This is a genomic window from Streptomyces sp. NPDC007189 (genome assembly GCF_040703635.1).
Lineage (GTDB): Bacteria > Actinomycetota > Actinomycetes > Streptomycetales > Streptomycetaceae > Streptomyces.
Genome location: NZ_JBEYEY010000001.1, coordinates 565070 through 591845, shown reverse-complemented (window position 1 = coordinate 591845; position 26776 = coordinate 565070). Strand labels below are relative to the sequence as shown.

Annotated in this window: 29 protein-coding genes; 23 read left to right on the top strand and 6 right to left on the bottom strand. The window is 72.6% G+C overall.

The features are described from left to right. Nucleotides 1–215 precede the first annotated feature (215 nt). The 3 genes from rplM to glmM all read left to right on the top strand — a co-directional run bounded on the left by rplM (nt 216) and on the right by glmM (nt 2715). Nucleotides 216–659: a 50S ribosomal protein L13 gene (gene rplM / locus AB0950_RS02685; protein ID WP_110629836.1), complete on the top strand. Its 444-nt coding sequence runs from the start codon at nt 216–218 to the stop codon at nt 657–659. A 42-nt stretch (nt 660–701) separates the two neighbouring features. Further along, nucleotides 702–1214 carry a 30S ribosomal protein S9 gene (rpsI, locus tag AB0950_RS02680; RefSeq protein ID WP_145879486.1) on the top strand — a complete coding sequence of 171 codons (513 nt, stop codon included), beginning with the start codon at nt 702–704 and terminating at the stop codon, nt 1212–1214. 142 nt (nt 1215–1356) lie between these two features. Next, nucleotides 1357–2715 carry a phosphoglucosamine mutase gene (glmM, locus tag AB0950_RS02675; RefSeq protein ID WP_366777633.1) on the top strand — a complete coding sequence of 453 codons (1359 nt, stop codon included), beginning with the start codon at nt 1357–1359 and terminating at the stop codon, nt 2713–2715. A 78-nt stretch (nt 2716–2793) separates the two neighbouring features. Here the strand turns inward: glmM and AB0950_RS02670 are convergent, their stop codons facing one another. Together AB0950_RS02670 and coaA are read right to left on the bottom strand one after the other, a co-directional pair. Further along, on the bottom strand, nt 2794–3738 hold the full coding sequence (locus AB0950_RS02670; protein ID WP_366777631.1) for a DUF389 domain-containing protein: 945 nt from the start codon (nt 3736–3738) through the stop codon (nt 2794–2796). Nucleotides 3739–3760: 22 nt separating this feature from the next. Continuing rightward, entirely contained in the window at nt 3761–4729 is a 969-nt protein-coding gene (gene coaA / locus AB0950_RS02665) for a type I pantothenate kinase (protein ID WP_360149836.1), read from the bottom strand. Nucleotides 4730–4965: 236 nt separating this feature from the next. On the opposite strand from coaA, the gene glmS reads away from it, so the two are divergent. Continuing rightward, nucleotides 4966–6813 (top strand): glutamine--fructose-6-phosphate transaminase (isomerizing), encoded by a 1848-nt coding sequence (gene glmS, locus AB0950_RS02660; RefSeq protein ID WP_366777630.1) that lies wholly within the window; start codon nt 4966–4968, stop codon nt 6811–6813. 18 nt (nt 6814–6831) lie between these two features. On the opposite strand, the gene AB0950_RS02655 is transcribed toward glmS, so the two are convergent. Next, nucleotides 6832–7611: an SDR family oxidoreductase gene (locus AB0950_RS02655; RefSeq protein ID WP_366777629.1), complete on the bottom strand. Its 780-nt coding sequence runs from the start codon at nt 7609–7611 to the stop codon at nt 6832–6834. An 82-nt stretch (nt 7612–7693) separates the two neighbouring features. On the opposite strand from AB0950_RS02655, the gene AB0950_RS02650 reads away from it, so the two are divergent. The 6 genes from AB0950_RS02650 (at nt 7694) to AB0950_RS02625 (ending at nt 13032) form a co-directional block, all read left to right on the top strand. Further along, on the top strand, nt 7694–8065 hold the full coding sequence (locus AB0950_RS02650; protein ID WP_360149547.1) for a holo-ACP synthase: 372 nt from the start codon (nt 7694–7696) through the stop codon (nt 8063–8065). 47 nt (nt 8066–8112) lie between these two features. Continuing rightward, a complete protein-coding gene (locus tag AB0950_RS02645; protein WP_360149544.1) occupies nt 8113–9543 on the top strand; it encodes an NAD(P)H-hydrate dehydratase in 1431 nt (476 codons plus the stop codon). A 144-nt stretch (nt 9544–9687) separates the two neighbouring features. Next, nucleotides 9688–10857 (top strand): alanine racemase, encoded by a 1170-nt coding sequence (gene alr, locus AB0950_RS02640; RefSeq protein WP_360149541.1) that lies wholly within the window; start codon nt 9688–9690, stop codon nt 10855–10857. Between the two features lie 135 nt (nt 10858–10992). Further along, entirely contained in the window at nt 10993–12252 is a 1260-nt protein-coding gene (locus AB0950_RS02635) for an alpha/beta hydrolase (RefSeq protein WP_360149833.1), read from the top strand. After that, nucleotides 12218–12730, top strand: a complete 513-nt coding sequence (gene tsaE / locus AB0950_RS02630; RefSeq protein ID WP_360149538.1) for a tRNA (adenosine(37)-N6)-threonylcarbamoyltransferase complex ATPase subunit type 1 TsaE — start codon at nt 12218–12220, stop codon at nt 12728–12730. Before AB0950_RS02635 ends, tsaE begins: the two co-directional genes overlap by 35 nt. Before the next feature lie 122 nt (nt 12731–12852). Further along, nucleotides 12853–13032, top strand: coding sequence for a hypothetical protein (locus tag AB0950_RS02625; RefSeq protein WP_366777628.1), 180 nt, complete (start codon nt 12853–12855; stop codon nt 13030–13032). On the opposite strand, the gene AB0950_RS02620 is transcribed toward AB0950_RS02625, so the two are convergent. After that, the gene (locus AB0950_RS02620) at nt 13029–13574 is read right to left on the bottom strand and encodes a hypothetical protein (RefSeq protein WP_360149532.1); all 546 of its coding nucleotides are present in this window, start codon (nt 13572–13574) and stop codon (nt 13029–13031) included. The two genes, AB0950_RS02625 and AB0950_RS02620, sit on opposite strands and share 4 nt — an antisense overlap. A gap of 125 nt (nt 13575–13699) precedes the next feature. On the opposite strand from AB0950_RS02620, the gene tsaB reads away from it, so the two are divergent. The 4 genes from tsaB to AB0950_RS02600 are packed head-to-tail and all read left to right on the top strand — an operon-like array spanning nt 13700 to nt 16188. Continuing rightward, a complete protein-coding gene (gene tsaB, locus AB0950_RS02615) occupies nt 13700–14356 on the top strand; it encodes a tRNA (adenosine(37)-N6)-threonylcarbamoyltransferase complex dimerization subunit type 1 TsaB (protein ID WP_366777627.1) in 657 nt (218 codons plus the stop codon). Between the two features lie 17 nt (nt 14357–14373). Beyond that, entirely contained in the window at nt 14374–14847 is a 474-nt protein-coding gene (gene rimI, locus AB0950_RS02610) for a ribosomal protein S18-alanine N-acetyltransferase (protein WP_330342834.1), read from the top strand. Further along, a complete protein-coding gene (tsaD, locus tag AB0950_RS02605; RefSeq protein ID WP_366777626.1) occupies nt 14840–15928 on the top strand; it encodes a tRNA (adenosine(37)-N6)-threonylcarbamoyltransferase complex transferase subunit TsaD in 1089 nt (362 codons plus the stop codon). Before rimI ends, tsaD begins: the two co-directional genes overlap by 8 nt. Further along, nucleotides 15925–16188: a hypothetical protein gene (locus AB0950_RS02600; RefSeq protein WP_366777625.1), complete on the top strand. Its 264-nt coding sequence runs from the start codon at nt 15925–15927 to the stop codon at nt 16186–16188. Before tsaD ends, AB0950_RS02600 begins: the two co-directional genes overlap by 4 nt. A 198-nt stretch (nt 16189–16386) precedes the next feature. Here AB0950_RS02600 and AB0950_RS02595 read toward each other — a convergent pair whose 3' ends face one another. Then, nucleotides 16387–17265 (bottom strand): hypothetical protein, encoded by an 879-nt coding sequence (locus tag AB0950_RS02595; protein WP_360574630.1) that lies wholly within the window; start codon nt 17263–17265, stop codon nt 16387–16389. Nucleotides 17266–17491: 226 nt separating this feature from the next. Here AB0950_RS02595 and AB0950_RS02590 point away from each other — a divergent pair, with 226 nt between their 5' ends. From AB0950_RS02590 to AB0950_RS02565, 6 genes are all read left to right on the top strand, one after another. Then, nucleotides 17492–18523 (top strand): LacI family DNA-binding transcriptional regulator, encoded by a 1032-nt coding sequence (locus AB0950_RS02590; RefSeq protein ID WP_361980692.1) that lies wholly within the window; start codon nt 17492–17494, stop codon nt 18521–18523. Between the two features lie 102 nt (nt 18524–18625). Next, nucleotides 18626–19984: an endo-1,4-beta-xylanase gene (locus AB0950_RS02585; RefSeq protein ID WP_366777624.1), complete on the top strand. Its 1359-nt coding sequence runs from the start codon at nt 18626–18628 to the stop codon at nt 19982–19984. 108 nt (nt 19985–20092) lie between these two features. Then, nucleotides 20093–21145, top strand: coding sequence for an LCP family protein (locus AB0950_RS02580; RefSeq protein ID WP_360149828.1), 1053 nt, complete (start codon nt 20093–20095; stop codon nt 21143–21145). Continuing rightward, nucleotides 21127–21324: a hypothetical protein gene (locus tag AB0950_RS02575; RefSeq protein ID WP_360149511.1), complete on the top strand. Its 198-nt coding sequence runs from the start codon at nt 21127–21129 to the stop codon at nt 21322–21324. The genes AB0950_RS02580 and AB0950_RS02575 overlap by 19 nt, the downstream gene beginning before the upstream one ends. A 144-nt stretch (nt 21325–21468) precedes the next feature. Continuing rightward, nucleotides 21469–21825 (top strand): YciI family protein, encoded by a 357-nt coding sequence (locus AB0950_RS02570; RefSeq protein WP_366777623.1) that lies wholly within the window; start codon nt 21469–21471, stop codon nt 21823–21825. Between the two features lie 118 nt (nt 21826–21943). Further along, complete coding sequence (locus AB0950_RS02565; RefSeq protein WP_360149825.1) at nt 21944–23176, top strand: sigma-70 family RNA polymerase sigma factor; 1233 nt, start codon at nt 21944–21946, stop codon at nt 23174–23176. On the opposite strand, the gene AB0950_RS02560 is transcribed toward AB0950_RS02565, so the two are convergent. Further along, nucleotides 23173–24333: a methyltransferase domain-containing protein gene (locus AB0950_RS02560; protein WP_360149505.1), complete on the bottom strand. Its 1161-nt coding sequence runs from the start codon at nt 24331–24333 to the stop codon at nt 23173–23175. The two genes, AB0950_RS02565 and AB0950_RS02560, sit on opposite strands and share 4 nt — an antisense overlap. A gap of 90 nt (nt 24334–24423) precedes the next feature. Between AB0950_RS02560 and AB0950_RS02555 the strand changes: the two genes are divergently transcribed. The 3 genes from AB0950_RS02555 to groES all read left to right on the top strand — a co-directional run bounded on the left by AB0950_RS02555 (nt 24424) and on the right by groES (nt 26774). Next, complete coding sequence (locus AB0950_RS02555) at nt 24424–25368, top strand: polysaccharide deacetylase family protein (RefSeq protein ID WP_366777622.1); 945 nt, start codon at nt 24424–24426, stop codon at nt 25366–25368. Then, nucleotides 25365–26228, top strand: coding sequence for a polysaccharide deacetylase family protein (locus AB0950_RS02550; protein WP_360149499.1), 864 nt, complete (start codon nt 25365–25367; stop codon nt 26226–26228). The genes AB0950_RS02555 and AB0950_RS02550 overlap by 4 nt, the downstream gene beginning before the upstream one ends. 237 nt (nt 26229–26465) lie before the next feature. Continuing rightward, a complete protein-coding gene (gene groES, locus AB0950_RS02545; protein WP_020132158.1) occupies nt 26466–26774 on the top strand; it encodes a co-chaperone GroES in 309 nt (102 codons plus the stop codon). Nucleotides 26775–26776 lie beyond the last annotated feature (2 nt).

Below are 26776 nucleotides of genomic sequence, written 5' to 3'. Positions count from 1 at the left end.
CGCTCGTTTTGACCCTCACCGAGGACGCCGGTATCCTGCTTGTTCGTTGTGTATTGGCTTGCTCATTCTCACGGGACGGGCCCTTACACCGGTCCACCGGGCCGATGACCAGCGACCCCACGCACGCGGTTTGCGTCGCCGCCGTGGGTCAAGGCTGTCGTGATCGTTTCGGTGACCTGTTCAGGACCATTCACTCGAAGCGAAGGCTACGAACCGTGCGTACGTACAGCCCCAAGCCCGGCGATGTGACGCGCCAGTGGCACGTCATCGACGCTCAGGACGTTGTCCTGGGCCGTCTCGCCACCACTGCAGCGACCCTCCTCCGGGGCAAGCACAAGCCGATCTACGCGCCGCACGTCGACGCTGGTGACTTCGTCATCATCATCAACGCCGACAAGGTGCACCTCTCCGGCAACAAGCGGACCCAGAAGATGGCGTACCGCCACTCCGGCTACCCGGGTGGTCTGCGCTCCGTCCGCTACGACGAGCTGCTGGAGAAGAACCCGGAGAAGGCCATCGAGAAGGCCGTCAAGGGCATGCTCCCCAAGAACACGCTGGGCCGTCAGATGCTCTCGAAGCTGAAGGTCTACAAGGGTGACCAGCACCCGCACGCTGCCCAGCAGCCGGTGCCGTTCGAGATCACCCAGGTCGCGCAGTAAGTCCGGCCACCCCCTAAGACTGAAGAGAATCTGAGGAGAATCGTGGCCGAGACCACTGCCGAGCAGCCGATCGAAGAGATCGACATCGAGAGCTACACCACCGAGTCCGAGGTCCCCGTCGAGGGCGAGTACACCTCGGAGTCCCTCGCTTCCCGCTTCGGCGAGCCCCAGCCGGCCGCCGGCCTGGGCCGCCGCAAGAACGCCATCGCCCGTGTCCGGATCGTCCCGGGCACCGGCAAGTGGAAGATCAACGGTCGCACTCTCGAGGACTACTTCCCGAACAAGGTGCACCAGCAGGAAGTCAACGAGCCCTTCAAGGTGCTCGAGCTCGAGGGCCGTTACGACGTCATCGCCCGCATCGCGGGTGGCGGTGTCTCCGGTCAGGCCGGCGCCCTGCGCCTCGGTGTCGCCCGCGCCCTGAACGAGGCCGACGTCGACAACAACCGTGGCCCGCTGAAGAAGGCCGGCTTCCTGCGCCGCGACGACCGCGCGGTCGAGCGGAAGAAGGCCGGTCTGAAGAAGGCCCGCAAGGCCCCGCAGTACAGCAAGCGCTAATCAGCAGCTGCCTGCTCGTACTCCGAACGCCCCGGCGGCACGCCACTGTGCCGTCGGGGCGTTCGTTTATCCCAGCTCGAGGGCGTATAACGACACAAGACGCTCAGGCGCTGAACAGCTTGTGCGATCGGATGGAGGACAAGTGGGACGACTCTTCGGCACGGACGGCGTGCGCGGTGTCGCCAACGCGGACCTGACCGCCGAGATGGCGCTCGGGCTGTCCGTGGCGGCGGCGCACGTGCTGGCCGAGGCGGGCACCTTCGAGGGCCACAAGCCGACGGCGGTGGTCGGTCGGGACCCGCGGGCGTCCGGGGAGTTCCTCGAGGCGGCCGTGGTCGCGGGCCTGGCCAGTGCCGGTGTGGACGTCCTGCGTGTCGGCGTGCTGCCGACGCCGGCGGTGGCCCATCTGACCGGCGCGCTCGGCGCCGACCTGGGCGTCATGCTCTCCGCCAGCCACAACGCCATGCCGGACAACGGCATCAAGTTCTTCGCCCGCGGCGGCCACAAACTCGCCGACGAGCTGGAGGACCGGATCGAGGCGGTGTACGACTCGCACCGGCACGGCGAGCCCTGGGAGCGCCCGACGGGCGCCGGGGTCGGCCGCATCCGCGCCTACGACGAGGGCTTCGAGCAGTACGTCAGCCATCTGCTCTCGGTGCTGCCCAACCGGCTGGACGGCCTGAAGGTCGTCCTGGACGAAGCGCACGGTGCGGCCTCGGGGGTCTCGCCGGAGGCGTTCGCCCGGGCCGGCGCGCAGGTCGTCACCATCGGCGCCGAGCCGGACGGCCTCAACATCAACGACGGCTGCGGCTCGACCCATCTGGAGAAGCTGAAGGCCGCGGTCGTCGAGCACGGCGCGGACTTCGGCATCGCGCACGACGGCGACGCCGACCGCTGTCTGGCCGTGGACCACACCGGCGAGGAGGTCGACGGCGACCAGATCCTCTCCGTCCTCGCGCTGGCCATGCGGGAACGCTCCGCGCTGCGCGCCGACACCGTCGTCGCCACCGTGATGTCCAATCTGGGCTTCAAGCTGGCGATGGAGAAGGTCGGGATCCGGCTGGTCCAGACGGCCGTCGGCGACCGGTACGTGCTGGAGGAGATGAAGGAGCACGGCTTCGCCCTGGGCGGCGAGCAGTCCGGGCACGTCATCATCCTCGACCACGCGACCACCGGTGACGGCACGCTGACCGGGCTGCTGCTGGCGGCGCGGGTCGCCGAGACCGGCCATACGCTGCGGGAGCTGGCGTCCGTGATGGAGCGGCTGCCGCAGGTGCTGATCAATGTGCCGGACGTGGACAGGTCGCGGGTGAAGACGTCGGCGGAGCTGGCGGCGGCGGTCACCGAGGCGGAGCGGGAGCTGGGCGACACCGGCCGGGTGCTGCTGCGCCCCTCGGGCACCGAGCCGCTGGTCCGGGTCATGGTCGAGGCCGCCGACATCGAACAGGCCCACGCCGTGGCCGGCCGCCTGGCCGACGCGGTGAAGTCGGCCCTGGGCTAACCCACGCTCCGACCAACGCCTGCTGCGGTCCGCCCCGGGGTGGGCTTGGCGCGCGGCGGCCCTGGACCGCGCTGCGGCTCAGCCCTCCGTACGTGCCGTACCTTCGCGCTGTCTCGCCCAGAGTCGCTTCTGGGTGAGGAGTGTGAGGGTGCCGGCCAGAATGATGCCGAGCAGGTTGAGCAGGAGTTGGTCGGCCGAGCCGATGGTCTGGGCGGTGTCGCCGTAGGCGAGGGCGACGGCCGCGTTGGCGGCGGCCGGGACCGTGGTGACGGAGATGGCCACGCCCACCAGCGCGCCCGACTTGGCGGAGGTCAGGGAGAGGGTGCCGGCGATGCCGGCGAGGACGGCCACGATGAAGGAGAACGCGTCCGGGGCGTACACGAACGCCGTGTTGGGCCGCTTGCCGTCCAGCTGCCACCGGTGGAACAGGCCGAGGGCGTCCATGAGGACGGTGAAACCGACCGTCACCGCCATCGCCGCCGCGAAGCCCACCAGCAGGGCGGTCAGTGAGCGCAGCGCGAGCCGGGGATGGCGCTGCACCAGGGCCGTGGACAGGCCGGCCAGCGGGCCGAACTCCGGGCCGACCGCCATCGCGCCGACGATCAGGACGGCGTTGTCCAGGACCACACCGCAGGCCGCGATCATCGTGGCGAGCGTGATGAAGGCCAGGTAGGTCACCGACAGCGTCGACTCCTCGTGGGTGGCGTCGGCCAGGCCCTGCCACAGCACCGCGTCCACGCCCTCGCCCGGGGCCTCCTCCTCGGCCTTGTCGGCGCGGCGGGAGAGGGAGAGGTCGATGGTCTCCACCGCGATGGACCCGGTCTCCTCAAGTCCCAGGCGGCGCAGCGAGGTGAGGAGTTCGTCGCCCGCCTCCCGGGCCACGTCGCACAGCACGACGTCGCCGGCGGGGTTGCGGGCGGCGCCCGGCAGCACGACGAGATGGGTGGTGCCGACCGTCTTCTCGATCAGCCGCACCACCTCGTCGGTCGTGCCGGGCGGGGTGATCAGGCGCAGATGCAGCATGCCGCCCATCCAACCGGACGGGCTACAGCTTGCGCAGCCTCAGCCGCTGCACCTTGTGGTCCGGGCCCTTGCGCAGCACCAGGGTGGCGCGGCCGCGGGTGGGGGCGATGTTCTCCACCAGGTTGGGCTTGTTGATGGTCCGCCAGAGCGTGCGGGCGTAGTCGAGGGCCTCCTCCTCCGACACCTGGGTGTACTTGCGGAAGTACGAGTCGGGGTTCTGGAAGGCCGTCTGGCGCAGCTTCCTGAAGCGGCTGAGGTACCAGTGCTCGATGTCCTCGGCGCTCGCGTCGACGTACACGCTGAAGTCGAAGTAGTCGGCGAGGCCGACCCGGGTGCGGCCGTCCTTGCCGGGCAGGGCGGGCTGGAGGACGTTCAGGCCCTCGACGATCAGGATGTCGGGGCGGCGCACGGTGAGCTTCTCGCCGGGGACGATGTCGTAGATGAGGTGGGAGTAGACGGGCGCCGTGACCTCGTGCTTGCCCGCCTTGATGTCGGCGACGAAACGGGTGAGGGCGCGGCGGTCGTACGACTCGGGGAAACCTTTCCGCGACATCAGGCCGCGGGCCTCCAGCTCCCGGGTGGGCAGCAGGAAGCCGTCCGTGGTGACCAGTTCCACGCGCGGGTGTTCCGGCCAGCGGGAGAGCAGGGCCTGCAGGAGCCGGGCCACGGTGGACTTGCCGACGGCCACCGAGCCGGCGACGCCTATCACGAACGGGGTGCCGGACTGGGAGCCCTTCTCCCCGAGGAACGTGTTCAGGGCCCCTCTGAGCCCGTCCGTGGCGCCGACGTAGAGGTTGAGGAGCCGGGAGAGCGGGAGATAGACGTCCCGCACCTCGTCCAGGTCGATCACGTCGCCCAGGCCGCGCAGCTTCTCCACCTCCTCGGCGGTGAGCGGCAGCGGCGTCTTGTCGCGCAGCGCGCTCCACTCGGCGCGGGTGAGGTCGACGAAGGGAGTCGCCTCCGGCCTGTGCCGGTGGGCGCTCCGGGGCATCGGGGAGACCGGTGAGATCACATCTCATTGTTAACGGAGTTTGAACGGCACGGCGGGTGGGCTCCGTCACGCCCGACGAGGCGGTACGGGCGGTACGGAGCGTGACGTCCGGGGCTGGTCTGGTCGGCGCCGGTGGCCGTTCTGGCGCGGGATGGGCTTCGTACGACGGTGGGAATTTCCGATTTCGGGCAGGCGGCGGCCAGTTCGGGCCGTTCCCGCGCCGTAGGCTGCCGCTCATGTGCGGAATCGTTGGATACGTAGGGTCACAGTCGGCGCTCGAGGTCGTGATGGCCGGGCTGAAGCGACTGGAGTACCGGGGTTACGACTCGGCGGGCGTCGCCGTACTGGCGGACGGCGGGCTGGCCGCGGCGAAGAGGGCCGGGAAACTGGTCAACCTGGAGAAGGAACTGGTCGAACGGCCGCTGCCGGCCGGCTCGACGGGCATCGGCCACACCCGCTGGGCCACGCACGGCGCGCCGACCGACGCCAATGCCCATCCGCATCTCGACAACGCGGGCCGGGTCGCCGTCGTCCACAACGGCATCATCGAGAACTTCGCGGTGCTGCGGGCCGAACTCGCCGAGCGCGGCCACGAACTGGCGTCCGAGACGGACACCGAGGTCGTCGCGCATCTGCTGGCCGAGGAGTTCTCCTCCTGCGGGGACCTCGCGGAGGCCATGCGGCTGGTGTGCCGGCGGCTGGAGGGCGCGTTCACGCTCGTCGCGGTGCACGCCGACGAGCCGGACGTGGTCGTCGGCGCGCGCCGGAACTCGCCGCTGGTGGTCGGCGTCGGCGAGGGCGAGGCGTTCCTGGCCTCGGACGTCGCCGCGTTCATCGCCCACACGCGCTCCGCGATCGAGCTGGGCCAGGACCAGGTGGTGGAGCTGCGCCGCGACGGCGTGAGCGTGACCGGGTTCGACGGGCAGCCGGCCGAGGTCCGCTCCTACAACGTCGACTGGGACGCGGCCGCCGCCGAGAAGGGCGGCTACGACTACTTCATGCTCAAGGAGATCGCCGAGCAGCCCCGGGCGGTCGCCGACACCCTGCTGGGCCGTATCGACCCGTCGGGTTCGCTGACCCTGGACGAGGTCCGCATCTCGCCCTCGGAGCTGCGGGAGATCGACAAGGTCGTCATCGTCGCGTGCGGTACGGCCTTCCACGCCGGCCTGATCGCCAAGTACGCCATCGAGCACTGGACGCGCATCCCGTGCGAGGTGGAGCTGGCCAGCGAGTTCCGCTACCGGGACCCGATCCTGGACGGCCGCTCCCTGGTCATCGCCATCTCCCAGTCCGGCGAGACCATGGACACCCTGATGGCCCTCCGGCACGCCCGCGAGCAGGGCTCCAAGGTGCTGGCGATCTGCAACACCAACGGCTCCACGATCCCGCGCGAGTCGGACGCGGTGCTCTACACGCACGCCGGCCCGGAGGTCGCCGTCGCCTCGACCAAGGCGTTCCTGACCCAGCTGGTCGCCTGTTACCTGGTGGCGCTGTACCTGGGCCAGGTGCGCGGCACCAAGTGGGGCGACGAGATCCAGGTCGTGATCAGGGACCTGTCCCGGATCTCGGTCGAGGTCGAGCGGGTCCTTCAGACCATGGAGCCGGTGCGGGCGCTGGCCCGGACGCTGGCGTCGAAGAACACCGTGCTGTTCCTGGGCCGGCACGTGGGCTACCCGGTGGCGCTGGAAGGCGCGCTCAAGCTCAAGGAACTCGCCTACATGCACGCCGAGGGCTTCGCGGCGGGCGAGCTGAAACACGGCCCGATCGCGCTGATCGAGGAGGACCTGCCGGTGGTGGTGGTCGTCCCGTCGCCGCGCGGCCGCTCGGTGCTGCACGACAAGATCGTCTCCAACATCCAGGAGATCCGGGCCCGCAGGGCGCGCACGATCGTGATCGCGGAGGAGGGCGACGACGCGGTGGTCCCCTACGCCGACCACCTGATCCGCATCCCGGCCACGCCGACGCTGCTGCAGCCGCTGGTGGCGACGGTGCCGATGCAGGTCTTCGCGTGCGAGCTGGCTGCCGCCAGGGGGAACGAGGTGGATCAGCCGCGGAACCTGGCGAAGTCGGTGACGGTGGAGTAGGAGAGCCCGGCCACTGGCTCAGTGCACCGAGAAGCCGCCGTCCACGAAGAGGGACTGGCCCGTGACGTAGGCGGAGGCGCGGCTCGCGAGGAAGACGGCCGCGCCTTCGAAGTCCTCGGCGAGGCCGTTGCGGCCGGTCATCGTGCGGGCGGCGAGGGCGGCCACCTTCTCGGGGTCGGACGACAGCCGGGCGTTCAGCGGCGTCATCACGAAGCCCGGCACGAGGGTGTTGACGGTGACGCCGTACGGCGACCAGGCCTCGGCCTGGGAGCGGGCCAGCGACTCCAGCGCGCCCTTGGAGACGCCGTACGCCCCGCTCTGCACGAAGGCGCGGTGGGCCTGCTGGGAGGTGATGTGGATGATCCGGCCGAAGCCGCGCTCGGCCATGCCGGGCCCGAACCGCTGGCCCAGCAGGAAGGGCGCCCGAAGGTTCACGTCCATGGTGGCGTCCCAGACGTCCTCGCCCAGCTCGCTCATCGGCGGACGCAGGTTGATCCCGGCGGAGTTGACGAGGATGTCGGGCTCGCCGAAGACGCCGGCCGCCTCCTCGGCCGCCGCGTGCACGCCGTCGCGGGTGCCCAGGTCGGCCGCGACCCAGCCGGCCCGGCAGCCGTCGGCCGTCAACTCGCCTATGGTCCGCTCCAGTTGCTCCTTGGTGCGGGCCACGACCACCACGCTCGCGCCCGCCCGGGCGAGCGCGCCGGCGATGGCCCGGCCGATGCCGGAGGTGCCTCCGGTCACCACGGCGACGCGGCCGTCGAGCGAGAACAGGTCGGAGAGGTAGGCCTGGGATGTCATGGGCGGAGCGTAGACGGCGCCCGCGCGGCCCAGCGGGGGATTCCAGCAGGCGGGACGCGGTCCTGACCGTAGGCTGCGGGTCATGAGCATCATCGGAGTGGGGATCGACGTCGCCGAGATCGACCGGTTCCGCGCCTCGCTGGAGCGGACCCCCGGGCTGGCCGAACGGCTGTTCCTGGAGCGGGAGTTGCTGCTGCCCAGCGGTGGGCGGCGCGGGATCGCCTCGCTCGCGGCGCGGTTCGCCGCCAAGGAGGCGCTGGCGAAGGCGCTCGGCGCACCGCCCGGCCTGCACTGGACCGACGCCGAGGTGTACGTCGAGGACAGCGGGCAGCCCCGGCTGCGGGTGACCGGCACCGTGGCCGCCCGCGCCGCCGAGCTGGGCGTGCGGTCCTGGCATGTGTCCCTCAGCCATGACGCGGGCGTCGCCTCGGCCGTGGTGGTCGCCGAGGGCTGAGCGGCCCCGGGTGTGGGAGAGGGCGGTTCCGGGGCAGACTCGGTGCCATGCGGAGTGCGTACGGCGTGGAGACGGTGCGGGCGGCCGAACGGGCCCTGATGGCGCGGCTGCCGGAGGGTGCGCTGATGCAGCGGGCGGCGGCCGGGCTGGCCGCGGCCTGCGCCGGGCTGCTCGGGCGGGTGTACGGCAGCCGGGTGGTGCTGCTGGTCGGCAGCGGCGACAACGGCGGCGACGCGTTGTACGCCGGTGCCCGGCTGGCCCGGCGCGGGGCCGGGGTGACGGCCGTACTCCTGACGCCCGAGCGGGCGCACGCCGGGGGACTGGCGGCGCTGCGCGCGGCCGGGGGATCGGTCGCCAAGGCGGCCGGCGCCGAGGAACTGATCGAGCGGGCCGATCTCGTCGTGGACGGGATCGTGGGGATCGGCGGCAAGGGCGGGCTGCGGCCCGACGCCGAGGCCCTGGCGAGGGTCGTCGAGCGGTCCCGGGCCGCCGTGGTGGCCGTGGACCTGCCCAGCGGGGTGGACGCCGACACCGGCGAGGTGCGCGGGGCCGCGCTCCGCGCCGACCTCACCGTCACCTTCGGCACCCACAAGCCGGGGCTGCTGATCGATCCGGCGCGGGAGTACGCCGGGGTCGTGCGGCTCGTCGACATCGGTCTCGAACTGCCCGCCGAGCCCGCGCTGCGGGCCCTGCAACACGCCGACGTGGCACGGCTGTTGCCGGCGCCGGCCGCGGAGAGCGACAAGTACCGGCGCGGGGTCGTCGGGATCGCCGCCGGGTCCGCGCGCTATCCGGGCGCCGCCGTCCTCGCCGTCTCCGGGGCGCTGCGCGGCGGTGCGGGCGCCGTGCGGTACGTCGGGCCCGCCGGGGACGCGGTGCTCGCCCGCTTCCCGGAGACGCTGGTGTCCGACCGGGGCCCGGCCAAGGCGGGGCGCGTGCAGGCCTGGGTGGTCGGGCCGGGGGCCGGGGACGACGCGGGGACCGTGGCCGAGGTGCTCGCGGCAGACGTGCCCGTGCTGCTCGACGCGGACGGGCTGCGGCTGGCCGAGCGGGACACGGTGCGCGGCCGCAGGGCGCCCACGCTCATGACCCCCCACGCCGGGGAGGCGGCCGCGCTGCTGGGCGTGCGCCGCGAGGAGGTCGAGGAGGCCCGGCTGGCCGCGGTGCGGGAACTGGCGGCGGCGTACCGGGCGACGGTGCTGCTGAAGGGCTCCACCACGCTGATCGCCGACGCCGGGGGCGGCGCCGTACGCGTGAACCCCACCGGGACGCCCTGGCTGGCCACGGCCGGCAGCGGTGACGTGCTGTCAGGACTCGGCGGCTCCCTGCTGGCGGCGGGCCTGCCGGCGCTGGACGCGGGCAGCGCGGCGGCGTACCTGCACGGCCTGGCCGGCCGGTTCGCCTCGGACGGGGCGCCGGTGGGGGCACACGACGTGGCGGACCGCATCCCGCAGGCGTGGCGGGACGTACGGCACTGACTCCGGCCGAACGAGGCACGACGCCGGAACAGGGCACACCCGGTGCGCCCCCTCCGCACCCGCGAGGGCGGCACACCGTCGCCTGGCGGGTGTCCGAGTCCGCGGCCGGAGTCCGCGCGGGCCTTGATGAGACACTGGGGCGCGATGAGTGAGACTGCGACTGTGCCGACCGCCCCGTTGCGTGCCCGTGCCGAGATCGACCTGGGCGCCCTGCGGGCCAATGTGCGTGCCCTGCGCGCCCGGACGTCCGGCGCGGCCCTGATGGCCGTGGTCAAGTCCGACGGCTACGGCCACGGCGCGGTGCCGTGCGCCCGCGCGGCCCTCGAGGCGGGCGCGACCTGGCTCGGCACGGCCACGCCCGAGGAGGCCCTCGCGCTGCGCGCGGCAGGGCTGCCGGGCCGCATCCTGTGCTGGCTGTGGGTGCCGGGCGGCCCCTGGCGGCAGGCGATCGAGGCCGGCATCGACGTGTCGGTGAGCGGGATGTGGGCGCTGCGGGAGGCCGTGGCGGCGGCCCGCGAGGCCGGTCGTACCGCGCGCGTGCAGCTCAAGGCCGACACCGGGCTGGGCCGCAACGGCTGCCAGCCGGGGGCGGACTGGGCCGAGCTGGTCGCCGAGTCCCTGCGCGCCGAGGCCGAGGGGCTGGTGAAGGTCACCGGGCTGTGGTCGCACTTCGCCTGCGCCGACGAGCCGGGGCATCCCTCCATCGCCGCCCAGCTCGACGTCTTCCGCCAGATGCTGGCGTACGCCGAGGAGCACGGCCTGCGCCCCGAGGTGCGGCACATCGCCAACTCGCCCGCCGCGCTCACCCTGCCCGAGAGCCACTTCGACCTGGTGCGCACCGGCATCGCGACGTACGGCATCTCGCCCAGCCCGGAGCTGGGCACTCCGGCCGACTTCGGACTGCGCCCGGTGATGACGCTGTCCGCCTCGCTGGCCCTGGTCAAGCACGTCCCCGGCGGACACGGCATCAGCTACGGCCACCACTACGTCACGCCCGGCGAGACCACCCTCGGCCTGGTGCCCGTCGGCTACGCGGACGGCATTCCCCGGCACGCCTCCGGCACCGGCCCCGTGCTGGTCGCCGGCAAGTGGCGCACGGTCGCCGGGCGGGTGGCCATGGACCAGTTCGTGGTGGACCTCGGCGGCGACGAGCCCCCGGTCGGCAGCGAGGCCGTGCTGTTCGGGCCCGGCGACCGCGGCGAGCCCACCGCCGAGGACTGGGCGCAGGCCTGCGGCACGATCGCGTACGAAATCGTCACACGGATCGGCACGCGCGTTCCCCGCGTCTATGTGAACGGGCAAGAACTCGGGTAACCGAGTACTCGGGCAACCGTTCGCCGAACGCGAGCCGTATCACGTGTAACACCGGTCATACCTGTTGCGGCTGCGGCACGGGCACCATCGGTCGCAGCGATGACCGAACTGGAGTACGTCGAAGAGGAGCGGTACGTGAGCGAGAGCAGCGCGGAGGCCGTGGCGGAAGCCGTCGCCTCGGCGGCCGCCGTCTCCGCCGCGGGGGCGGCCGGGAGCTGGCGCAGGGCGACCGGCCTCGCCGGCGCCGCGATAGGCGTGCTCGCCGCGGGCGCCGCGGCCGGTGTCGCCCTGGAGCGGATGACGGTGGGCCGCGACATGCGCAGGAAGGCCCGGCTGGCGCTGGACTCCGCGGGCCCGTACGGCACCCTGCGCGGCACCCCCGGCAAGGCGGTCGCCGACGACGGCACCGAGCTGTACTACGAGGTCGACGACGCCGATCCCGATCCGGGGCCGAACGTCTCCCCGCGCCGGCGCCGCCTGTTCGGCCGCAAGGCCCCGGCGCCCGTGACCGTCGTCTTCTGCCACGGCTACTGCCTCAGCCAGGACTCCTGGCACTTCCAGCGCGCCGCCCTGCGCGGCGTCGTCCGCACCGTGCACTGGGACCAGCGCAGCCACGGCCGCTCGGGGCGGGGCATGGCGCAGATCCGGGACCGGGTGCCGGTCAGCATCGACCAGCTCGGCCGCGATCTGAAGGCCGTCCTCGACGCCGCCGTCCCGGAGGGGCCGATCGTGCTGGTCGGCCACTCGATGGGCGGCATGACCGTGATGGCGCTGGCCGCCCAGTACCCCGAGCTGATCCGGGACCGGGTCGTCGCCACCGCCTTCGTCGGCACCTCCTCCGGCCGGCTCGGCGAGGTCAACTTCGGGCTGCCGCTGGCCGGCGTCAACGCGGTGCGCCGGATCCTGCCCGGGGTGCTGAAGGCGCTCGGGCAGCAGGCGGAGCTGGTGGAGAAGGGGCGCCGGGCCACCGCCGATCTGTTCGCCGGGGTCATCAAGCGCTACTCGTTCGCCGGGCGGGACGTCGACCCGGCCGTCGAGCGGTTCGCGGAGCGGATGATCGAGTCCACGCCCATCGACGTGGTCGCCGAGTTCTACCCTGCCTTCACCGACCACGACAAGACCGAGGCGCTCGCCTGCTTCCAGGACATACCGGTGCTGGTGCTGGCCGGCGTGCAGGACCTGGTCACGCCCAGCGAGCACAGCGAGGCCATGGCCGACCTGCTCCCGGACGCGGAACTGGTCCTCGTCCCGGACGCCGGGCACCTGGTGATGCTGGAGCACCCGGAAGTGGTCACCGACCGCCTCGCCGACCTGCTCACCCGCGCGGGCGCGGTGCCCGCAGGGGCTACGGTTGTGGGCTATGGAAGCACCAGCAGCACCGCAGAACCCCGTTGAGACCCGGCTGACGATCACCTCGCCCGAGCAGATGCGGGAACTGGGCCGCAGGCTGGCCAAGCTGCTGCGCGCGGGCGACCTGGTGATGCTCAGCGGTGAGCTCGGCGCGGGCAAGACCACGCTGACCCGCGGGCTCGGCGAGGGGCTCGGCGTGCGCGGCGCGGTCACCTCGCCGACCTTCGTGATCGCCCGGGTGCACCCCTCCCTCGGCGACGGGCCGCCCCTGGTCCACGTGGACGCCTACCGGCTCGGCGGCGGCCTGGACGAGATGGAGGACCTGGACCTGGACGTCAGTCTGCCCGACTCGGTGATCGTCGTGGAGTGGGGCGAGGGAAAGGTCGAGGAGCTGACCGAGGACCGGCTCCAGGTCGTCATCCACCGCGCGGTCGGAGACACCACGGACGAGGTACGGCACGTCACCCTCACGGGCGTGGGACGGCGCTGGGCGGACGCGGGCCTGGAGACGCTCACGGCCTGAGCGCCAGGATTCCGACAAGGCGTCGGCAAGGTGTTGCGCGGCAGACAGCGGGCGTGGTCACATGGTGTCCAGCCAGTGGTTAGGTGTGCCTAACCGCATGCTCCGCACCTCAGGAGGCGTCCATGCCCGAGCCCCGTAGCCCTGAGGTGTCGATGCGCGACCTGCTGGCGGCGTGCGCGGCGGCGGACGCGGTCTCCCGGCCGCCTCAGCCCCCTGAGATGCCGCGCGACGGCGACGCACTCGCCACCGCCGCGGAACCGCGGCCGGACGACGACCCCGCACCGCACCCCCGCGCCGCCTAGCGGATCACGACCACCTTCACCCCGACCGTCGCGAAACCCCACATCGCGTCCCCGTCGGCCCGGGTCTCCCGGATCCCCCCGGTCCGCACGGCGGAGCCGGCCGCCCGCCGCGAAGCGGTCGCCGCGCTGAACCCGACCACCACCCCGCCCACGCTGGTGAACCTCACGACGTGCTCGACCGGCACCCCGTCCGTGCCGATGACCGCGCTGGAGCGGGACGTGACCCAGTAGGCGCCCGGCAGCGGATCGACCGTGCCGGGCGTGACCCGGAAGCTGCGCTGCACCAGATCCCCGCGCCGGACCAGCCAGACCCGGTCGTCGTCCAGCGAGTACACCACCCGGTCACCCGTACCGGTCCCGCCCGGCGCCGCGCCCGGGCTGTGCCGCTCCCGCGCGGCGGCGCTCGCCGAGGCGGACGCGTCGGGTCCGGGCCTGCCCAGGCCCGGCGGCACGTGCGCCTGGGCCTGGTAGGCGAGGAAACCGACCGCTCCCAGGGCCGCAGCGGTGAGGGCGGCCACGATCCCCGAGCTGGTCCCTGCCACGTGCGCCCACCTCTGCCCTGCGCTCTGCCTCGTGCGATATGTCGTACTTCGTACAGACCGTAGCAGCCGGTGATCGAACGACCGGGACGGCGATGCCCGGGGCGCGAGCGCCGTAGGCTGTTCGCGTGCTCTTGCTCGCTCTGGATACCGCAACACCCGCCGTCACCGTCGCGCTGCACGACGGCACGGACGTCGTCGCTTCGTCGAGCCAGGTGGACGCGCGCCGGCACGGAGAGCTGCTGCTGCCGGCCGTGGACCGCGTGCTCGCCGAGGCCGGGCTCCGGCTGGACGCCGTCACCGGCATCGTCGTCGGCATCGGCCCCGGCCCCTACACCGGGCTGCGCGTCGGCCTGATGACCGCCGACACCTTCGGCCTCGCGCTCGGCGTGTCCGTGCACGGCCTGTGCACGCTGGACGGCCTCGCCTACGCCGCCGACATCGAGAAGGGCCCCTTCGTGGTGGCCACCGACGCCCGGCGCAAGGAGGTCTACTGGGCGACGTACGCCGACTCCCGGACCCGGCTGACCGACCCGGCCGTGGACCGGCCCGCGGACATCGCCGAGCGGGTCGCGGGCCTGCCCGCGGTCGGCGCGGGCGCACTGCTCTACCCCGACACGTTCCCGAGCGCGCACGAGCCCGAGCACGTCTCCGCCGCCGCCCTCGCCTCGCTCGCCGCCGAGAGGCTGGCCGCCGGCGAGGAGCTGCCCGCACCCCGGCCGCTGTACCTGCGCCGGCCGGACGCCCAGGTCCCCAAGAACTACAAGGTGGTCACCCCGAAGTGACCGTACGACTGCGCGAGATGCGCTGGTGGGACATCGACCCGGTCCTTGAGCTGGAGAAGGACCTGTTCCCCGAGGACGCCTGGTCCCGGGGCATGTTCTGGTCCGAGCTGGCCCACGCCCGGGGCGCCGAGGCGACCCGGCGCTATGTCGTGGCCGAGACCGGCGGCCGGATCGTCGGCTACGCCGGGCTGGTCGCCGCCGGTGAGCAGGGCGACGTCCAGACCATCGCCGTGGCCCGCGACCACCAGGGCACCGGGCTCGGCGCACGGCTGCTGGCCGAGCTGCTGCGCGCGGCGACCGCGTTCGAGTGCCACGAGGTGATGCTCGAGTGCCGGGTGGACAACGTCCGCGCCCAGAAGCTGTACGAGCGCTTCGGCTTCGAGCCGATCGGCTTCCGGCGCGGCTACTACCAGCCGGGCAATGTGGACGCCCTGGTCATGCGCCTGACCGACCCCGCCTCATCTGTACAAGGAACCGAGATCAATGGCTGACGAACCGCTCGTCCTCGGCATCGAGACCTCCTGCGACGAGACCGGCGTCGGCATCGTCCGCGGCACCGCCCTGCTGGCGGACGCCGTCGCCTCCAGCGTCGACGAGCACGCCCGTTTCGGCGGCGTCGTGCCGGAGGTGGCCTCCCGCGCGCACCTGGAGGCGATGGTCCCCACCATCGACCGCGCGCTGAAGGAGGCCGGCGTCTCGGCCAGGGACCTCGACGGCATCGCGGTCACCGCGGGCCCCGGCCTCGCGGGCGCCCTGCTCGTCGGCGTCTCGGCCGCCAAGGCGTACGCCTACGCCCTGGGCAAGCCCCTGTACGGCGTCAACCACCTGGCCTCGCACATCTGCGTCGACCAGCTGGAGCACGGCCCGCTGCCGGAGCCGACGATGGCCCTGCTGGTCTCCGGCGGCCACTCCTCCCTGCTGCTGTCCGAGGACATCACCTCCGACGTACGGCCGATGGGCTCGACCATCGACGACGCGGCCGGCGAGGCCTTCGACAAGATCGCCCGCGTACTGAACCTGGGCTTCCCCGGCGGCCCGGTCATCGACCGGTACGCGCGCGAGGGAGACCCGGAGGCGATCGCCTTCCCGCGCGGCCTGACCGGCCCCCGCGACCCCGCCTACGACTTCTCCTTCTCCGGTCTGAAGACGGCCGTGGCCCGCTGGATCGAGGCCAGGCGCGCGGCCGGCGAGGAGGTCCCGGTCCGGGACGTGGCCGCCTCCTTCCAGGAGGCCGTGGTCGACGTGCTGACCCGCAAGGCCGTGCGCGCCTGCAAGGACGAGGGCGTCGACCACCTGATGATCGGCGGCGGCGTCGCCGCCAACTCCCGGCTGCGCGCGCTCGCCGAGGAGCGATGCGAGAAGGCCGGCATCCGGCTGCGCGTCCCGCGCCCCAAGCTGTGCACGGACAACGGCGCGATGGTGGCCGCGCTCGGCGCCGAGATGGTCGCCCGGAACCGGGCCGCCTCCGGCTGGGACCTGTCGGCCGACTCCTCCCTGCCGGTCACCGACCCGCATGTGCCCGCCGACCACGACCATGTGCACGAAGTCAGCAAGGAGAACCTGTACCCGTGACCGTCGCGCTGATGTGGGAGGCGCGGGCGGCCGAGGGCCGGGGCGCCGAACTGCTCGCCTGGGTGCGCGAACAGCCCCTGAACCCCGAGCCGTTGCGCCGGGAGACCTTCCGCGCCCCGCAGGACCGGGTGCTGGTCATCACGTGGTGGGACGCGCCGTACGACGCCGGGATCCCCGAACTCCCCGATCCTGCCGCGGAGTTGGTGACCCGGACGGTGCACCGGTGGCGGTTCGAGGCGGTGGCCGACGGCGGAGGTTGAGGTCTGCGGCCGGACTGGGCTATGATCATCACACAGCGAACGGCCGGAACCCGGACCTCGGGAAACGGCCCGGACGCAGTGCGTTGGTGGTCCAAGGAAAGACGCCCCGCTTCCTGCGGGGAGATGCAGGTGCAAGGCCTGCCCGGCGCTCCGCACGAAGAACCCCGCCCCGGGACTCCCGGAGCGGGGTTCTTCGCGTCACCGGCGCACCTCCTCCTGCGCCCGGACCGCCTCCGCCCCGGGCCCGGCGAACTCCCAGGCCGCCGCCCGCCGTTCCTTCAGGTGCGCGTACCCCATCAGGCCGAACAGCACCGTGAGCAGCACCGCCGAGGAGCCGGCCGTACCCAGGTCCAGACCGCCCTTGGCGGCCGGCTTGGTCAGCAGGTCGCCGGCCGTGGCGCCGAGCGGGCGGGTCAGCACGAACGCGATCCAGAACAGCAGGACGTTCGGCACCGCCGGGGCCTTCGTCAGGGCGAGCAGGACCAGCAGCGCGCCGGTCACCAGGGCCGCGCCGCCCAGGTAGCCGAGGCCCGAGCTGTCGGAGAGGAAGTCGCCCATCGAGGTGCCGAGGGTGTTGGAGACCAGGATCGCCGACCAGAACAGGGCCTCGCCGCGGAAGGTGACGATCTCGGTGATCCGGAAGGTCATCCCGCTCAGCTTCCAGCCGAGGAAGATCAGCAGCAGGACCGAGACCAGGATCGCCGCGCCCTCCGGGTAACCGAGCCCGAGCCCCTGCGGGCCCCATCCAAGCCGTGTCGCGCCGCCCGAGAGGTACTGCGCGCCGGCGTCCCGGTTCATGAAGTCGGACAGGGTGGTGCCGGCCATGGAGGTCGACAGGATCACGGTCCAGTAGAAGAACGGGTTGTAGCGCGCGGAGCGCAGCTGGACCACCAGCGTCACCGCGAAGACCAGGAACAGGGCGAGCGTGGTGAGGAAGTACCCGAGCTTCAGGGTCTGCGAGAACAGGTCGCCCGCCGTCTCGCCCAGGGTCGTCGCCGCGATCTTCATGATCCAGAACGCGAGGGTGACCTCGGGCAGCTTCTTCATCACGGGCTTCGTCGTCGAGAGCGTCGTCAAGGGTGCTCCTGTGTGGGGGAGGGCGGGGGCACGACCCTCCCAGGGGCCACCTGGCGCGGCCTGAACGCGCGCCGCCCAGGGGTTGCTTTTTGCCGTTTCTTCGCGGTGCGGCGCGGGAAGCCGCAGGAGCCCGGCGAAGGTTTCGCAGCGATTGCCGAATGTTCCGGGTGGGGGTGGGTGGAAGAGCGCCTTCGCCGTGGGGACGGGTGGGGATACGATCGCGGGCATGAAGCCTTCGAAGTCCGCTGAGACGCAGACCGCGACCCTCGCCGAGATCGCCCGTGCGGCCGGGGTGTCGGCTCCGACTGTTTCGAAGGTGCTCAACGGCCGCGCCGACGTCGCCCCCGCGACCCGCACCCGGGTCGAGGAGCTGCTGCGCGTCCACGGCTACCGGCGCCGGCGCGCCGAGGCCTCCCGCTCCCCGCTGATCGACCTGATCTTCCACGAGCTGGAGAGCGCCTGGGCGCTGGAGGTCATCCGGGGCGTGGAGAACGTGGCCCGGGACGCCGGGCTGAGCGTGGTGCTGTCCGAGTCGGCCGGCCGGCTCTCCCCGGGCCGCACCTGGGCCGACCAGGTGGCCGCGCGCCGTCCGCACGGCGTGGTGCTGGTGCTGTCCGAACTCGACGAGTCCCAGCGGGCGCTGCTGACCAGCCGCTCCATCCCGTTCGTGGTGATGGACCCGGCCGGCGACCCGGGCCCGGACGTGCCCTCCATCGGCGCCACCAACTGGCAGGGCGGTCTCGCCGCCACCCGGCACCTGGTGGAACTCGGCCACACCCGGATCGGTGCGATCAGCGGACCGTCGAGGATGATGTGCGCCCGCGCCCGTGTCGACGGCTACCGCGCCGCGCTGGAGACGGCCGGCCTGCCCGTGGACCCCTCGCTGATCGTCGCCGGCGACTTCCACCACGACGCCGGCTACCGCCTGGGCCTGACGCTGCTGCGCCGCCCGGACCGGCCGACGGCCGTGTTCGCGGGCAACGACCTGCAGGCGCTCGGCCTGTACGAGGCCGCCCGTGAGCTGGGCCTGCGCATCCCGGAGGACCTCAGCGTGGTGGGCTTCGACGACCTGCCCGTGGCCCGCTGGGTCGGCCCGCCGCTGACGACCGTACGGCAGCCGCTGACCGAGATGGCCGAGGCCGCCGCCCGGCTGGTGCTGGAGCTGGGGCGCGAGCAGGAGGAGCGCGCCGCGACCCGCATGGAGCTGGCGACCAGCCTGGTGGTGCGGTCCAGCACGGCGGCGCCCGCGACCGCGTGACGCCGGTGGCCGGAAGTTGACGTATTGACGGGTGGGGTGGACGCCCCCACACTCCTCCGAAGTCAGTCGGTTACCGAACCGAAACTTTCGGAGGCATCCGCCATGAGATCTCTCGGACTCGGCTTACCCCTCGCGTCCCTGCTGACCGGTGTCGCGCTGCTGTTCACCGCTCCCGCCGCGCACGCCGCCGACACCCCGCTGCGCGACCTCGCCGCCGCCCAGGGCAAGGTCGTCGGCAGCGCCGTCACCGGCTCCAAGCTCACCGGCACCTACGGCGACATCACCGGCGCCCAGTTCAGCTCGCTGACCCCCGGCAACGCCATGAAGTGGGAGTCCGTCGAGCCCACCCGGGGCACCTTCAACTGGACCGAGGCCGACCAGATCGTGGCCTTCGCCCAGGCCCACCACCAGCAGGTACGCGGCCACACCCTGGTCTGGCACAGCCAGAACCCGAGCTGGCTGACGAACGGCAGCTGGACCTCCGCCCAGCTCGGCAGCCTGCTGCAGAACCACATCAGCACCGAGGTCGGCCGCTACAAGGGCAAGATCACCGCCTGGGACGTGGTCAACGAGCCCTTCAACGAGGACGGCAGCTACCGCTCCTCGATCTGGTACAACGGCCTCGGCTCCGGCTACATCGCCAGCGCCCTGACCTGGGCGCACGCCGCCGACCCCGACGCCAAGCTGTACATCAACGACTACAACGTCGAGGGCGTGAACGCGAAGTCGGACGCCCTGTACAACCTGGTCAAGTCCCTCAAGGCGCAGGGCGTCCCGATCGACGGCGTCGGCCTGCAGGCCCATCTGATCCTCGGCCAGGTGCCGAGCACCCTGCAGCAGAACATCCAGCGCTTCGCCGACCTCGGCGTGGACGTGGCGATCACCGAGCTGGACGTCCGCGTGCAGCTGCCCGCCGACGCGACCGAACTCGCGCAGCAGAAGTCCGACTTCAAGTCGGTCGTGGCCGCCTGCGCCGCCGTGACCCGCTGTGTGAACGTCACCGTGTGGGGCTTCACCGACGCCGACTCCTGGGTGCCGAGCACCTTCCCCGGTTACGGCGCGGCCACCCCGTACGACGAGAACTACCAGCCGAAACCGGCGTACTACGGCATCGCGGAGGCGCTCGGCGGCAGTGGCAGCGGCGGCGGCACCACCCCGCCCCCGAGCGGCGCCTGCACCGCCGCCTACGGGGTGAGCAGCCAGTGGGACACCGGCTTCACCGGCCAGGTCACCATCTCCTGCTCCGGGGTCTCGCTGGCGTCGTGGAAGGTGAACTGGACCTTCGGCGCGGGCCAGCGGATCACCCAGGCCTGGAACGCCACCTGCACCCAGTCCGGGACGGCGGTGTCCTGCGCGAACGCCGCGTACAACGGGGCGGTGCCGGACGGCGGTTCGGTGACCTTCGGCTTCAACGGGTCCTTCAGCGGCAGCAATCCGGTGCCCACGGTCACGCTCGGATGACGCCGGCGCAGTGCCCGGGATGAGAATTTCCGAAGAAAACCCCATCTCGCCGCTTGCGCTAACAGTCCCCTAATAATTCGGACTTACGTTCCTCGCGTGACGCGACACATGGAGCACGACGAGGAGCAGGGCGAAGCGGGCAGACCGGTGGGCCGGCGGTCGGGAGCGCTGAGGATCGCCGGCCTCACCCTGGCGGGCGCCCTGGTGCTGGGCACGGCCGTGGTGGGCTGGGCGTACTGGCATCTGAACCACAACATCAAGAGCGTCGACATCGACAGCGCGCTCGGCAGCGACCGGCCCGCACGGGTGGAGACCACCCCCTCCGCGAGCGCCCCGGCCGCCGCCCCGCTGCCGACCGGCTCCCTGAACATCCTGGTCCTCGGCTCTGACTCGCGCAGCGGCAAGGCCAACAAGGAGCTGGGCGGCGGCGACAGCTCCGGCGCCCGCTCGGACACGGCGATGGTCGTGCACCTCGACGCGGGCCGTACGAAGGCCACCGTGGTCAGCATCCCGCGCGACACCCTCGTCACCCGCCCGTCCTGCCCGCTCGCCTCCGGCGGCTCGACGGCGGTGGCGTACGGCGCGATGTTCAACAGCGCCTACGCGGTGGGCGGTCCGGTGTGCGCGGTGAAGACCGTCGAGTCGATCACGCACATCCGCATGGACCACTACCTCGAGATCGACTTCTCCGGCTTCGCGAAACTGGTCGACGCGCTCGGCGGGGTCGACGTCACCACCTCGCAGGACATCGACGACGACCAGAGCCATCTGCACCTGAAGGCGGGCGCCCACCACCTCGACGGCAAGCAGGCCCTCGCGCTCGCCCGCACCCGGCACGGCATAGGCGACGGCAGCGACCTCGGCCGCATAGGGCTGCAGCAGATGCTGGTGAAGGACCTGCTGGAGCAGATGAGCAGCACCCGGCTGCTCACCGACCCGGCCCGGCTGTACCGGGTCGCCGACGCGGTCACCTCCGGGCTCACCACCGACACCGGTCTGGACTCGCTGAGCGAGCTGATGCGGCTCGGGCAGAGCCTGAAGGGTCTGAGCGCCGACCGGGTGCGGACGGTGATGATGCCGGTCGTCACCGCCCCGTCCGACCACAACCGGGTGATCGCCGAGGATCCGGCGGCGCGCGAACTGTGGGCGTCCCTGCGCTGACGGCACAACCCTCACCGCGGCCGCGGGTCTGCTGCGGTGACGAGTCGCCGTACGACAACGGTGACGCCGAGGGCGCCAGCGGCGGCAACAGCGCGGTCCGGTGCCTGCGCGGGCGGCCCACGGGGCTGGTCACGGACGCGGCCCTGGTCTTCGGCGGCAAGGCGGTCGGGGCGCCGTAGACGAAGGCGGGATTCGGGTCCGAGCCGAAGTGATCCCGGACGGCGGAAAAAAATCCGGTGAGCGTGTCGATCCGGGGCCCCTGCCGTTCGACGCATGGGTGAGCGGCGGGGACAGGCCCCGCCGCCCCGGCCGAAGGAGTCACCATGCCCCGCTACCTGTCGATGGTGCGCGTCGACGAGACCACCGCGCCCCCCGAGGGCCCCAGCCCCGAGCTGATGCAGCGCATGGGGGCGCTCATCGAGGAGATCACCAAGGCCGGCGTCATGCTCGACACCGCCGGGCTCACCCCGCAGAGCCAGGGCAAGCGGGTGCGCTGGGAGGGCGGCGACCTCACCGTCACGGACGGGCCGTTCACCGAGTCCAAGGAGGTCGTCGGCGGCTACGCCCTCATGCAGTGCAAGGACATGGACGAGGCCCTGGAGTGGACCAAGCGGTTCCTGAAGACACATGAGGAGTACTGGACCGTGACCTGCGAGGTGCGCGAGATCGCCGAGGGCTGAGACGCCTGGCGCTGTGCCGTACGGGGGTGTTGCATGGTGGGCTGTGGAACAACAGCCCCCAGCACCACGGCACAGCGCACCCCGGGCGCCGGAGACACGCGAGGCCGCCGCCCATGCCATCGAGACCGTGTTCCGGCTGGAGTCGCCCCGGGTCATCGCCGGGGTCGCCCGGATCGTGCGGGACGTCGGGATCGCCGAGGAACTGGCCCAGGACGCCCTGGTCGCCGCCCTGGAGCGGTGGCCGCGCGACGGGGTGCCCGACAACCCCGGCGCCTGGCTCATGGCCACCGCCCGGCACCGCGCCGTCGACCTGATCCGGCGCCGCGAGACCTACGCCCGCAAGCTCGCCGAGATCGGCCGGGACCTGGAGACGGCGGCGCCGCCGGAGGTTCCCGCCGACCCGGACGACATCGACGACGACCTGCTCCGGCTGGTGTTCACCGCCTGCCACCCGGTGCTGTCGCGGGAGGCCCGCACCGCGCTCACCCTGCGTCTGCTCGGCGGCCTGACCACGGCCGAGATCGCCCGCGCCCACCTGGTCCCGGAGCCCACGATCGCCCAGCGCATCGTGCGCGCCAAACGCACCCTGGCGAAGAAGAACGTCGCCTTCGAGGTGCCGTACGGCCCCGACCGCGAGGCCCGCCTCGGCTCCGTCCTGGACGTCATCTACCTGATCTTCAACGAGGGGTACGCGGCGACCGCCGGCGACGACCTGCTCCGCCCCGGCCTGTGCGAGGACGCGCTGCGGCTGGCCCGCGTGCTGTCCGCGCTGATGCCGAAGGAGCCGGAGGTGCACGCCCTGACCGCGCTCCTGGAGTTCCAGGCCTCCCGCATGGCCGCCCGCACCGGCCCGCACGGCGAGCCGGTGCTGCTGAAGGACCAGAACCGCCGCCGCTGGAACCGCCTGCTCATCGCCCGCGGCGTCCGGGCCCTGGAGCGCGCCGGCGCCACCGCGACCGGCGCCCCCGGCCCCTACGCCCTCCAGGCGGCCATCGCCGCCTGCCACGCGCACGCGTACACGTACGAGGAGACCGACTGGCGCGCCATCGCCACCCTGTACGGCCTGCTGGCCGCCCGCGCCCCCTCGCCCGTGGTCGAGCTGAACCGCGCGGTCGCCGTGTCCATGGCCGACGGCCCCGCCGAGGGCCTGAAACTGGTGGACGCCCTCGCCGCCGAACCCGCCCTGCGCGGCTACCACCTGCTGCCCAGCGTCCGCGGCGACCTCCTCGCCCGCCTGGGCCGCACGGCCGAGGCCCGCACGGAGTTCACCCGCGCCGCCGCCCTCGCCCGCAACGGCCCCGAACGCGACCTGCTGCTGCGCCGGGCGGCCGAGCCCACGCCCGGGGCCTAGACCGGCCGCCCCACGAGCATCGCCGGCGCACCCGCCACCCGGGTCAGGAACACGGTCGCCGCGTTCGGCCCCTGCGGCTTGACCTTCCGGCGCAGTTCCTCCGGCTCGACGGCCGACCCGCGCTTCTTCACGGTCAGCGTGCCGACCTCCCGCTCCCGCAGCAGCGCCTTCAGCTTCTTGACGTTGAAGGGGAGGTGGTCGGTGATCTCGTAGGCGGAGGCGTACGGCGTCGGGCGCAGCGCGTCGGCGGTGACGTAGGCGATGGTGGGGTCGATCAGCCCGCCGTCCAGCTGTTCGGCCACCTCGGCGACCAGATGGGCGCGGATGACGGCGCCGTCGGGCTCGTACAGATAGCGGCCCACCGGCCGCACCCCGGGATCGGGCAGTCCCTCGCCGTGCAGCGTGCGCGGGCCGGGCAGCAGGGTGGCGCGCACCGCGCCGGGCTCGGTGCCGAACCACAGCACCGCCTCCTTCACGTCCCCGCCGTCCGAGACCCACTCGGCCTCGGCGTCGGCGGGCACGGCCTCGTGCGGGATGCCGGGCGCGACCTTCAGCGCGGCGCGGGGCGCGGTACGGGCGGCCTCGACGGCCCAGGACAGGGGAGGGGAGTAGGCCTCGGGGTCGAAGACGCGGCCCCGCCCGCCGCGCCGCGCCGGGTCGACGAACACGGCGTCGTACCCGCCCGTCTCCACCCGCGTGACGTCCGCCTCCCGCACCTCGATCAGCTCGCCGAGCCCCAGCGCCTCGGCGTTCGCCCGCGCCGTCGCGGCCGTCACCGGGTCCCGGTCCACCGCGAGCACCCGGATCCCCGCCCGGGCGAACGCGATCGCGTCCCCGCCGATCCCGCAGCACAGGTCGGCGACGGAGGTCACGCCGAGGTTCTTCAGCCGCTCGGCCCGGTAGGCGGCGACGCTCGTCCGGGTCGACTGCTCGACGCCGTTCGGCGTGAAGAACATCCGCCCCGCGTCCGCCGCCCCGAACTTTGCCGCCGCCCGCTGCCGCAGCCGGGCCTGGCCGAGCGCCGCCGACACCAGCGCGGCCGGGTGGTCGCGGCGCAGCCGGGTGGCGACGGCGAGTTCGTCGGCCGGGGCGATGTCGCGGACCTCGTCGAGGAGGGCACGGCCTTCGGGGGTGAGGAGGAGAGCGAGGTCGTTCACCCGGTCATTGTCGGCCAGTCGGTGGACGGTCCGCCGCCGGCGGCGGTGTCGCCGTGGGTTCCGGGGCGGGGCCTGCGAAGATCCGGCAGCATGCGAGCCGTCGTACAAGACGATAAGAACCGGACGCGTCGCGCGCGTCCGGTCCTGGTCTGCGGAGCCGTCGCGCTGGCGGGTTCCGCGCTCCTGTCGGCCTGTACCGGCTCCGACGCGCCGCGCGCCGAGCCCCGTCCCGCGCCCGGGCAGGGCGGACCCGCGCACACCCCGAGCCCCCGGCCCCGCCAAGGCGCCGAGAGCGCCCGCCGGGCCGCCGAACACGCCCGGCTGGTCGCCGCCGCCCGGCGCTGGGGGCTCGACGAGGTCCCGCTGACCCCGCCCCCGCCGCCCGCGCACAAGCCGCTGATCACCGCACGGGCCGGGTTCGAGGTGAGCCACCAGGAGGACTGGGACCTGCCCCCGGTCTTCACGAGCATCCCCACCCGGCAGAAGATCGTCTTCCTCACCATCGACGACGGCTCGGAGAAGGACCCGGACTTCCTGCGGATGACGGAGGACCTGAAGATCCCGTACACCGCGTTCCTCAGCAACTACCTGATCAAGGACGACTACGGGTACTTCCGCAGGATGCAGTCCTACGGCCACACCCTCAACAACCACACCCTGCACCACCCCTACCTGCCGGGCCTGTCCTACGAGCAGCAGAGGACCGAGATCTGCGCCATGCAGGACATCATGGAGAAGCAGTTCGGCAGGCGCCCGACGCTCTTCCGGCCGCCGTACGGCAACTACGACCAGGACACCCTGCGCGCCGCCAAGTCCTGCGGCATCAGGTACGCGCCGATCTGGAACGAGGAGGTCTACGTCGACCACTGGGAGTACCGCGAGGAGGACCAGAGGATCCACCGCGGCGACATCGTCCTCACCCACTTCCGCGGCCGATCCGACTGGAACGGCACGATGGTCGACGACATGCGCCGCTTCCTGAACAAGGTCACACGCGAGGGCTACGCCGTGGCCCGCCTGGAGGACTACCTGTGAGGCCGGGGGCACGACACGGCAGCACCCTCGGCGGACGGCGCCGCCCCGCCCGGCGCGCCCTCGCGCTCCTCGCCTCGGCCCTCCTCCTCGCCGGCTGCGCCCAGTCCGTCGACCCCATCGAGCGGCTCGGCAAGAAGGCCGCCGAAGGGGTACGGCCGCACGGCGCCGCCCCGGAGGAGAGCTACCGCCGCTGGGGCCTGACCGAGCCCCTCGCCCGCCCGCCGCGACCCGACGCCCGCGCCCTGTCCCTGCCCCCCGGGACGGCCGGCCGGGCCCTGCCCCGCGTCGTCGACCACATCCCCACCCGCGACCGGGTCGTCTTCCTCACCTACGACGACGGCGCCGACCGGGACCCCCGCTTCGTCGACATGGTCCGCGAACTAGGGCTGCCGGTCAGCATGTTCCTCACCGACAGCATCGCCGGCCCCGGCTACGGCCACTTCGCCCGCCTGCGCCGGCTGGGCGCCGGCATCGAGAACCACACCGTCGACCACCGCGCGCTGGCCGCGCTGCCGTACACCGGCCAGCGGGCCGAGATCTGCGGCCAGCAGGACCGGCTCGCCGCCCGCCTCGGCGTACGCCCCCGCCTCTTCCGCCCGCCCTACGGCTCGTACGACGCCACCACCCTGCACGCCGCGTCCGACTGCGGCATCTCGGCGGTCGTCCTCTGGCGCGCCGTGATGACCCCGGCCGACCTCGTCTACCTCCACGGCGAACACCGGCTGCGCCCCGGCGACATCATCCTGGTCGGCCCCGACGAGACGACGGGCCCGAGCCTGCGCGAGCGCACGGCCCGGCTGCTGCGCAGAGTGCAGCAGCGAGGGCTGACCGTGGGGAGGCTGGAGGACTACCTGAACTGATCGGTGCCGGCGCCCCCGAACGAACCCGGCGCCGACACGGATTCGGGCGACGCGCCGCACGGTATTGGCACTCCGCTTGACCGAGTGCTAATCGCGGTCATAGTCTCGGCTCTGGCACTCCCCGAGGGAGAGTGCCAACAACGCGACGGGCAGGTCCGGCACCCGCGACGACGGATCGACCTGGTCGCCACCTCAGACAGTTAACCCCGTGAGATCTCCGAAGGGGGAGGTCGGATCGTGACGACCACCAGCTCCAAGGTTGCCATCAAGCCGCTCGAGGACCGCATCGTGGTCCAGCCGCTGGATGCGGAGCAGACCACCGCCTCTGGCCTGGTCATCCCGGACACCGCGAAGGAGAAGCCCCAGGAGGGCGCCGTCCTCGCCGTGGGCCCGGGCCGTTTCGAGAACGGCGAGCGCCTTCCGCTCGACGTCAAGGTCGGCGACGTCGTCCTCTACAGCAAGTACGGCGGCACCGAGGTGAAGTACAACGGCGAGGAGTACCTCGTCCTCTCGGCTCGCGACGTGCTCGCGATCATCGAGAAGTAATC

What these genes read in the sequence shown, in the direction of transcription:
- AB0950_RS02670 (WP_366777631.1), bottom strand. Translation starts at nt 3,738, where the DNA reads ATGCTGCATCTGCGCCTGATCACCCCGCCCGGCACGACCGACGAGGTG.
- coaA (WP_360149836.1), bottom strand. Translation starts at nt 4,729, where the DNA reads ATGCCCCGGAGCGCCCACCGGCACAGGCCGGAGGCGACTCCCTTCGTC.
- glmS (WP_366777630.1), top strand. Translation starts at nt 4,966, where the DNA reads ATGTGCGGAATCGTTGGATACGTAGGGTCACAGTCGGCGCTCGAGGTC.
- AB0950_RS02655 (WP_366777629.1), bottom strand. Translation starts at nt 7,611, where the DNA reads ATGACATCCCAGGCCTACCTCTCCGACCTGTTCTCGCTCGACGGCCGC.
- AB0950_RS02650 (WP_360149547.1), top strand. Translation starts at nt 7,694, where the DNA reads ATGAGCATCATCGGAGTGGGGATCGACGTCGCCGAGATCGACCGGTTC.
- AB0950_RS02645 (WP_360149544.1), top strand. Translation starts at nt 8,113, where the DNA reads ATGCGGAGTGCGTACGGCGTGGAGACGGTGCGGGCGGCCGAACGGGCC.
- alr (WP_360149541.1), top strand. Translation starts at nt 9,688, where the DNA reads ATGAGTGAGACTGCGACTGTGCCGACCGCCCCGTTGCGTGCCCGTGCC.
- tsaE (WP_360149538.1), top strand. Translation starts at nt 12,218, where the DNA reads ATGGAAGCACCAGCAGCACCGCAGAACCCCGTTGAGACCCGGCTGACG.
- AB0950_RS02625 (WP_366777628.1), top strand. Translation starts at nt 12,853, where the DNA reads ATGCCCGAGCCCCGTAGCCCTGAGGTGTCGATGCGCGACCTGCTGGCG.
- rimI (WP_330342834.1), top strand. Translation starts at nt 14,374, where the DNA reads ATGCGCTGGTGGGACATCGACCCGGTCCTTGAGCTGGAGAAGGACCTG.
- tsaD (WP_366777626.1), top strand. Translation starts at nt 14,840, where the DNA reads ATGGCTGACGAACCGCTCGTCCTCGGCATCGAGACCTCCTGCGACGAG.
- AB0950_RS02590 (WP_361980692.1), top strand. Translation starts at nt 17,492, where the DNA reads ATGAAGCCTTCGAAGTCCGCTGAGACGCAGACCGCGACCCTCGCCGAG.
- AB0950_RS02585 (WP_366777624.1), top strand. Translation starts at nt 18,626, where the DNA reads ATGAGATCTCTCGGACTCGGCTTACCCCTCGCGTCCCTGCTGACCGGT.
- AB0950_RS02580 (WP_360149828.1), top strand. Translation starts at nt 20,093, where the DNA reads ATGGAGCACGACGAGGAGCAGGGCGAAGCGGGCAGACCGGTGGGCCGG.
- AB0950_RS02570 (WP_366777623.1), top strand. Translation starts at nt 21,469, where the DNA reads ATGCCCCGCTACCTGTCGATGGTGCGCGTCGACGAGACCACCGCGCCC.
- AB0950_RS02555 (WP_366777622.1), top strand. Translation starts at nt 24,424, where the DNA reads ATGCGAGCCGTCGTACAAGACGATAAGAACCGGACGCGTCGCGCGCGT.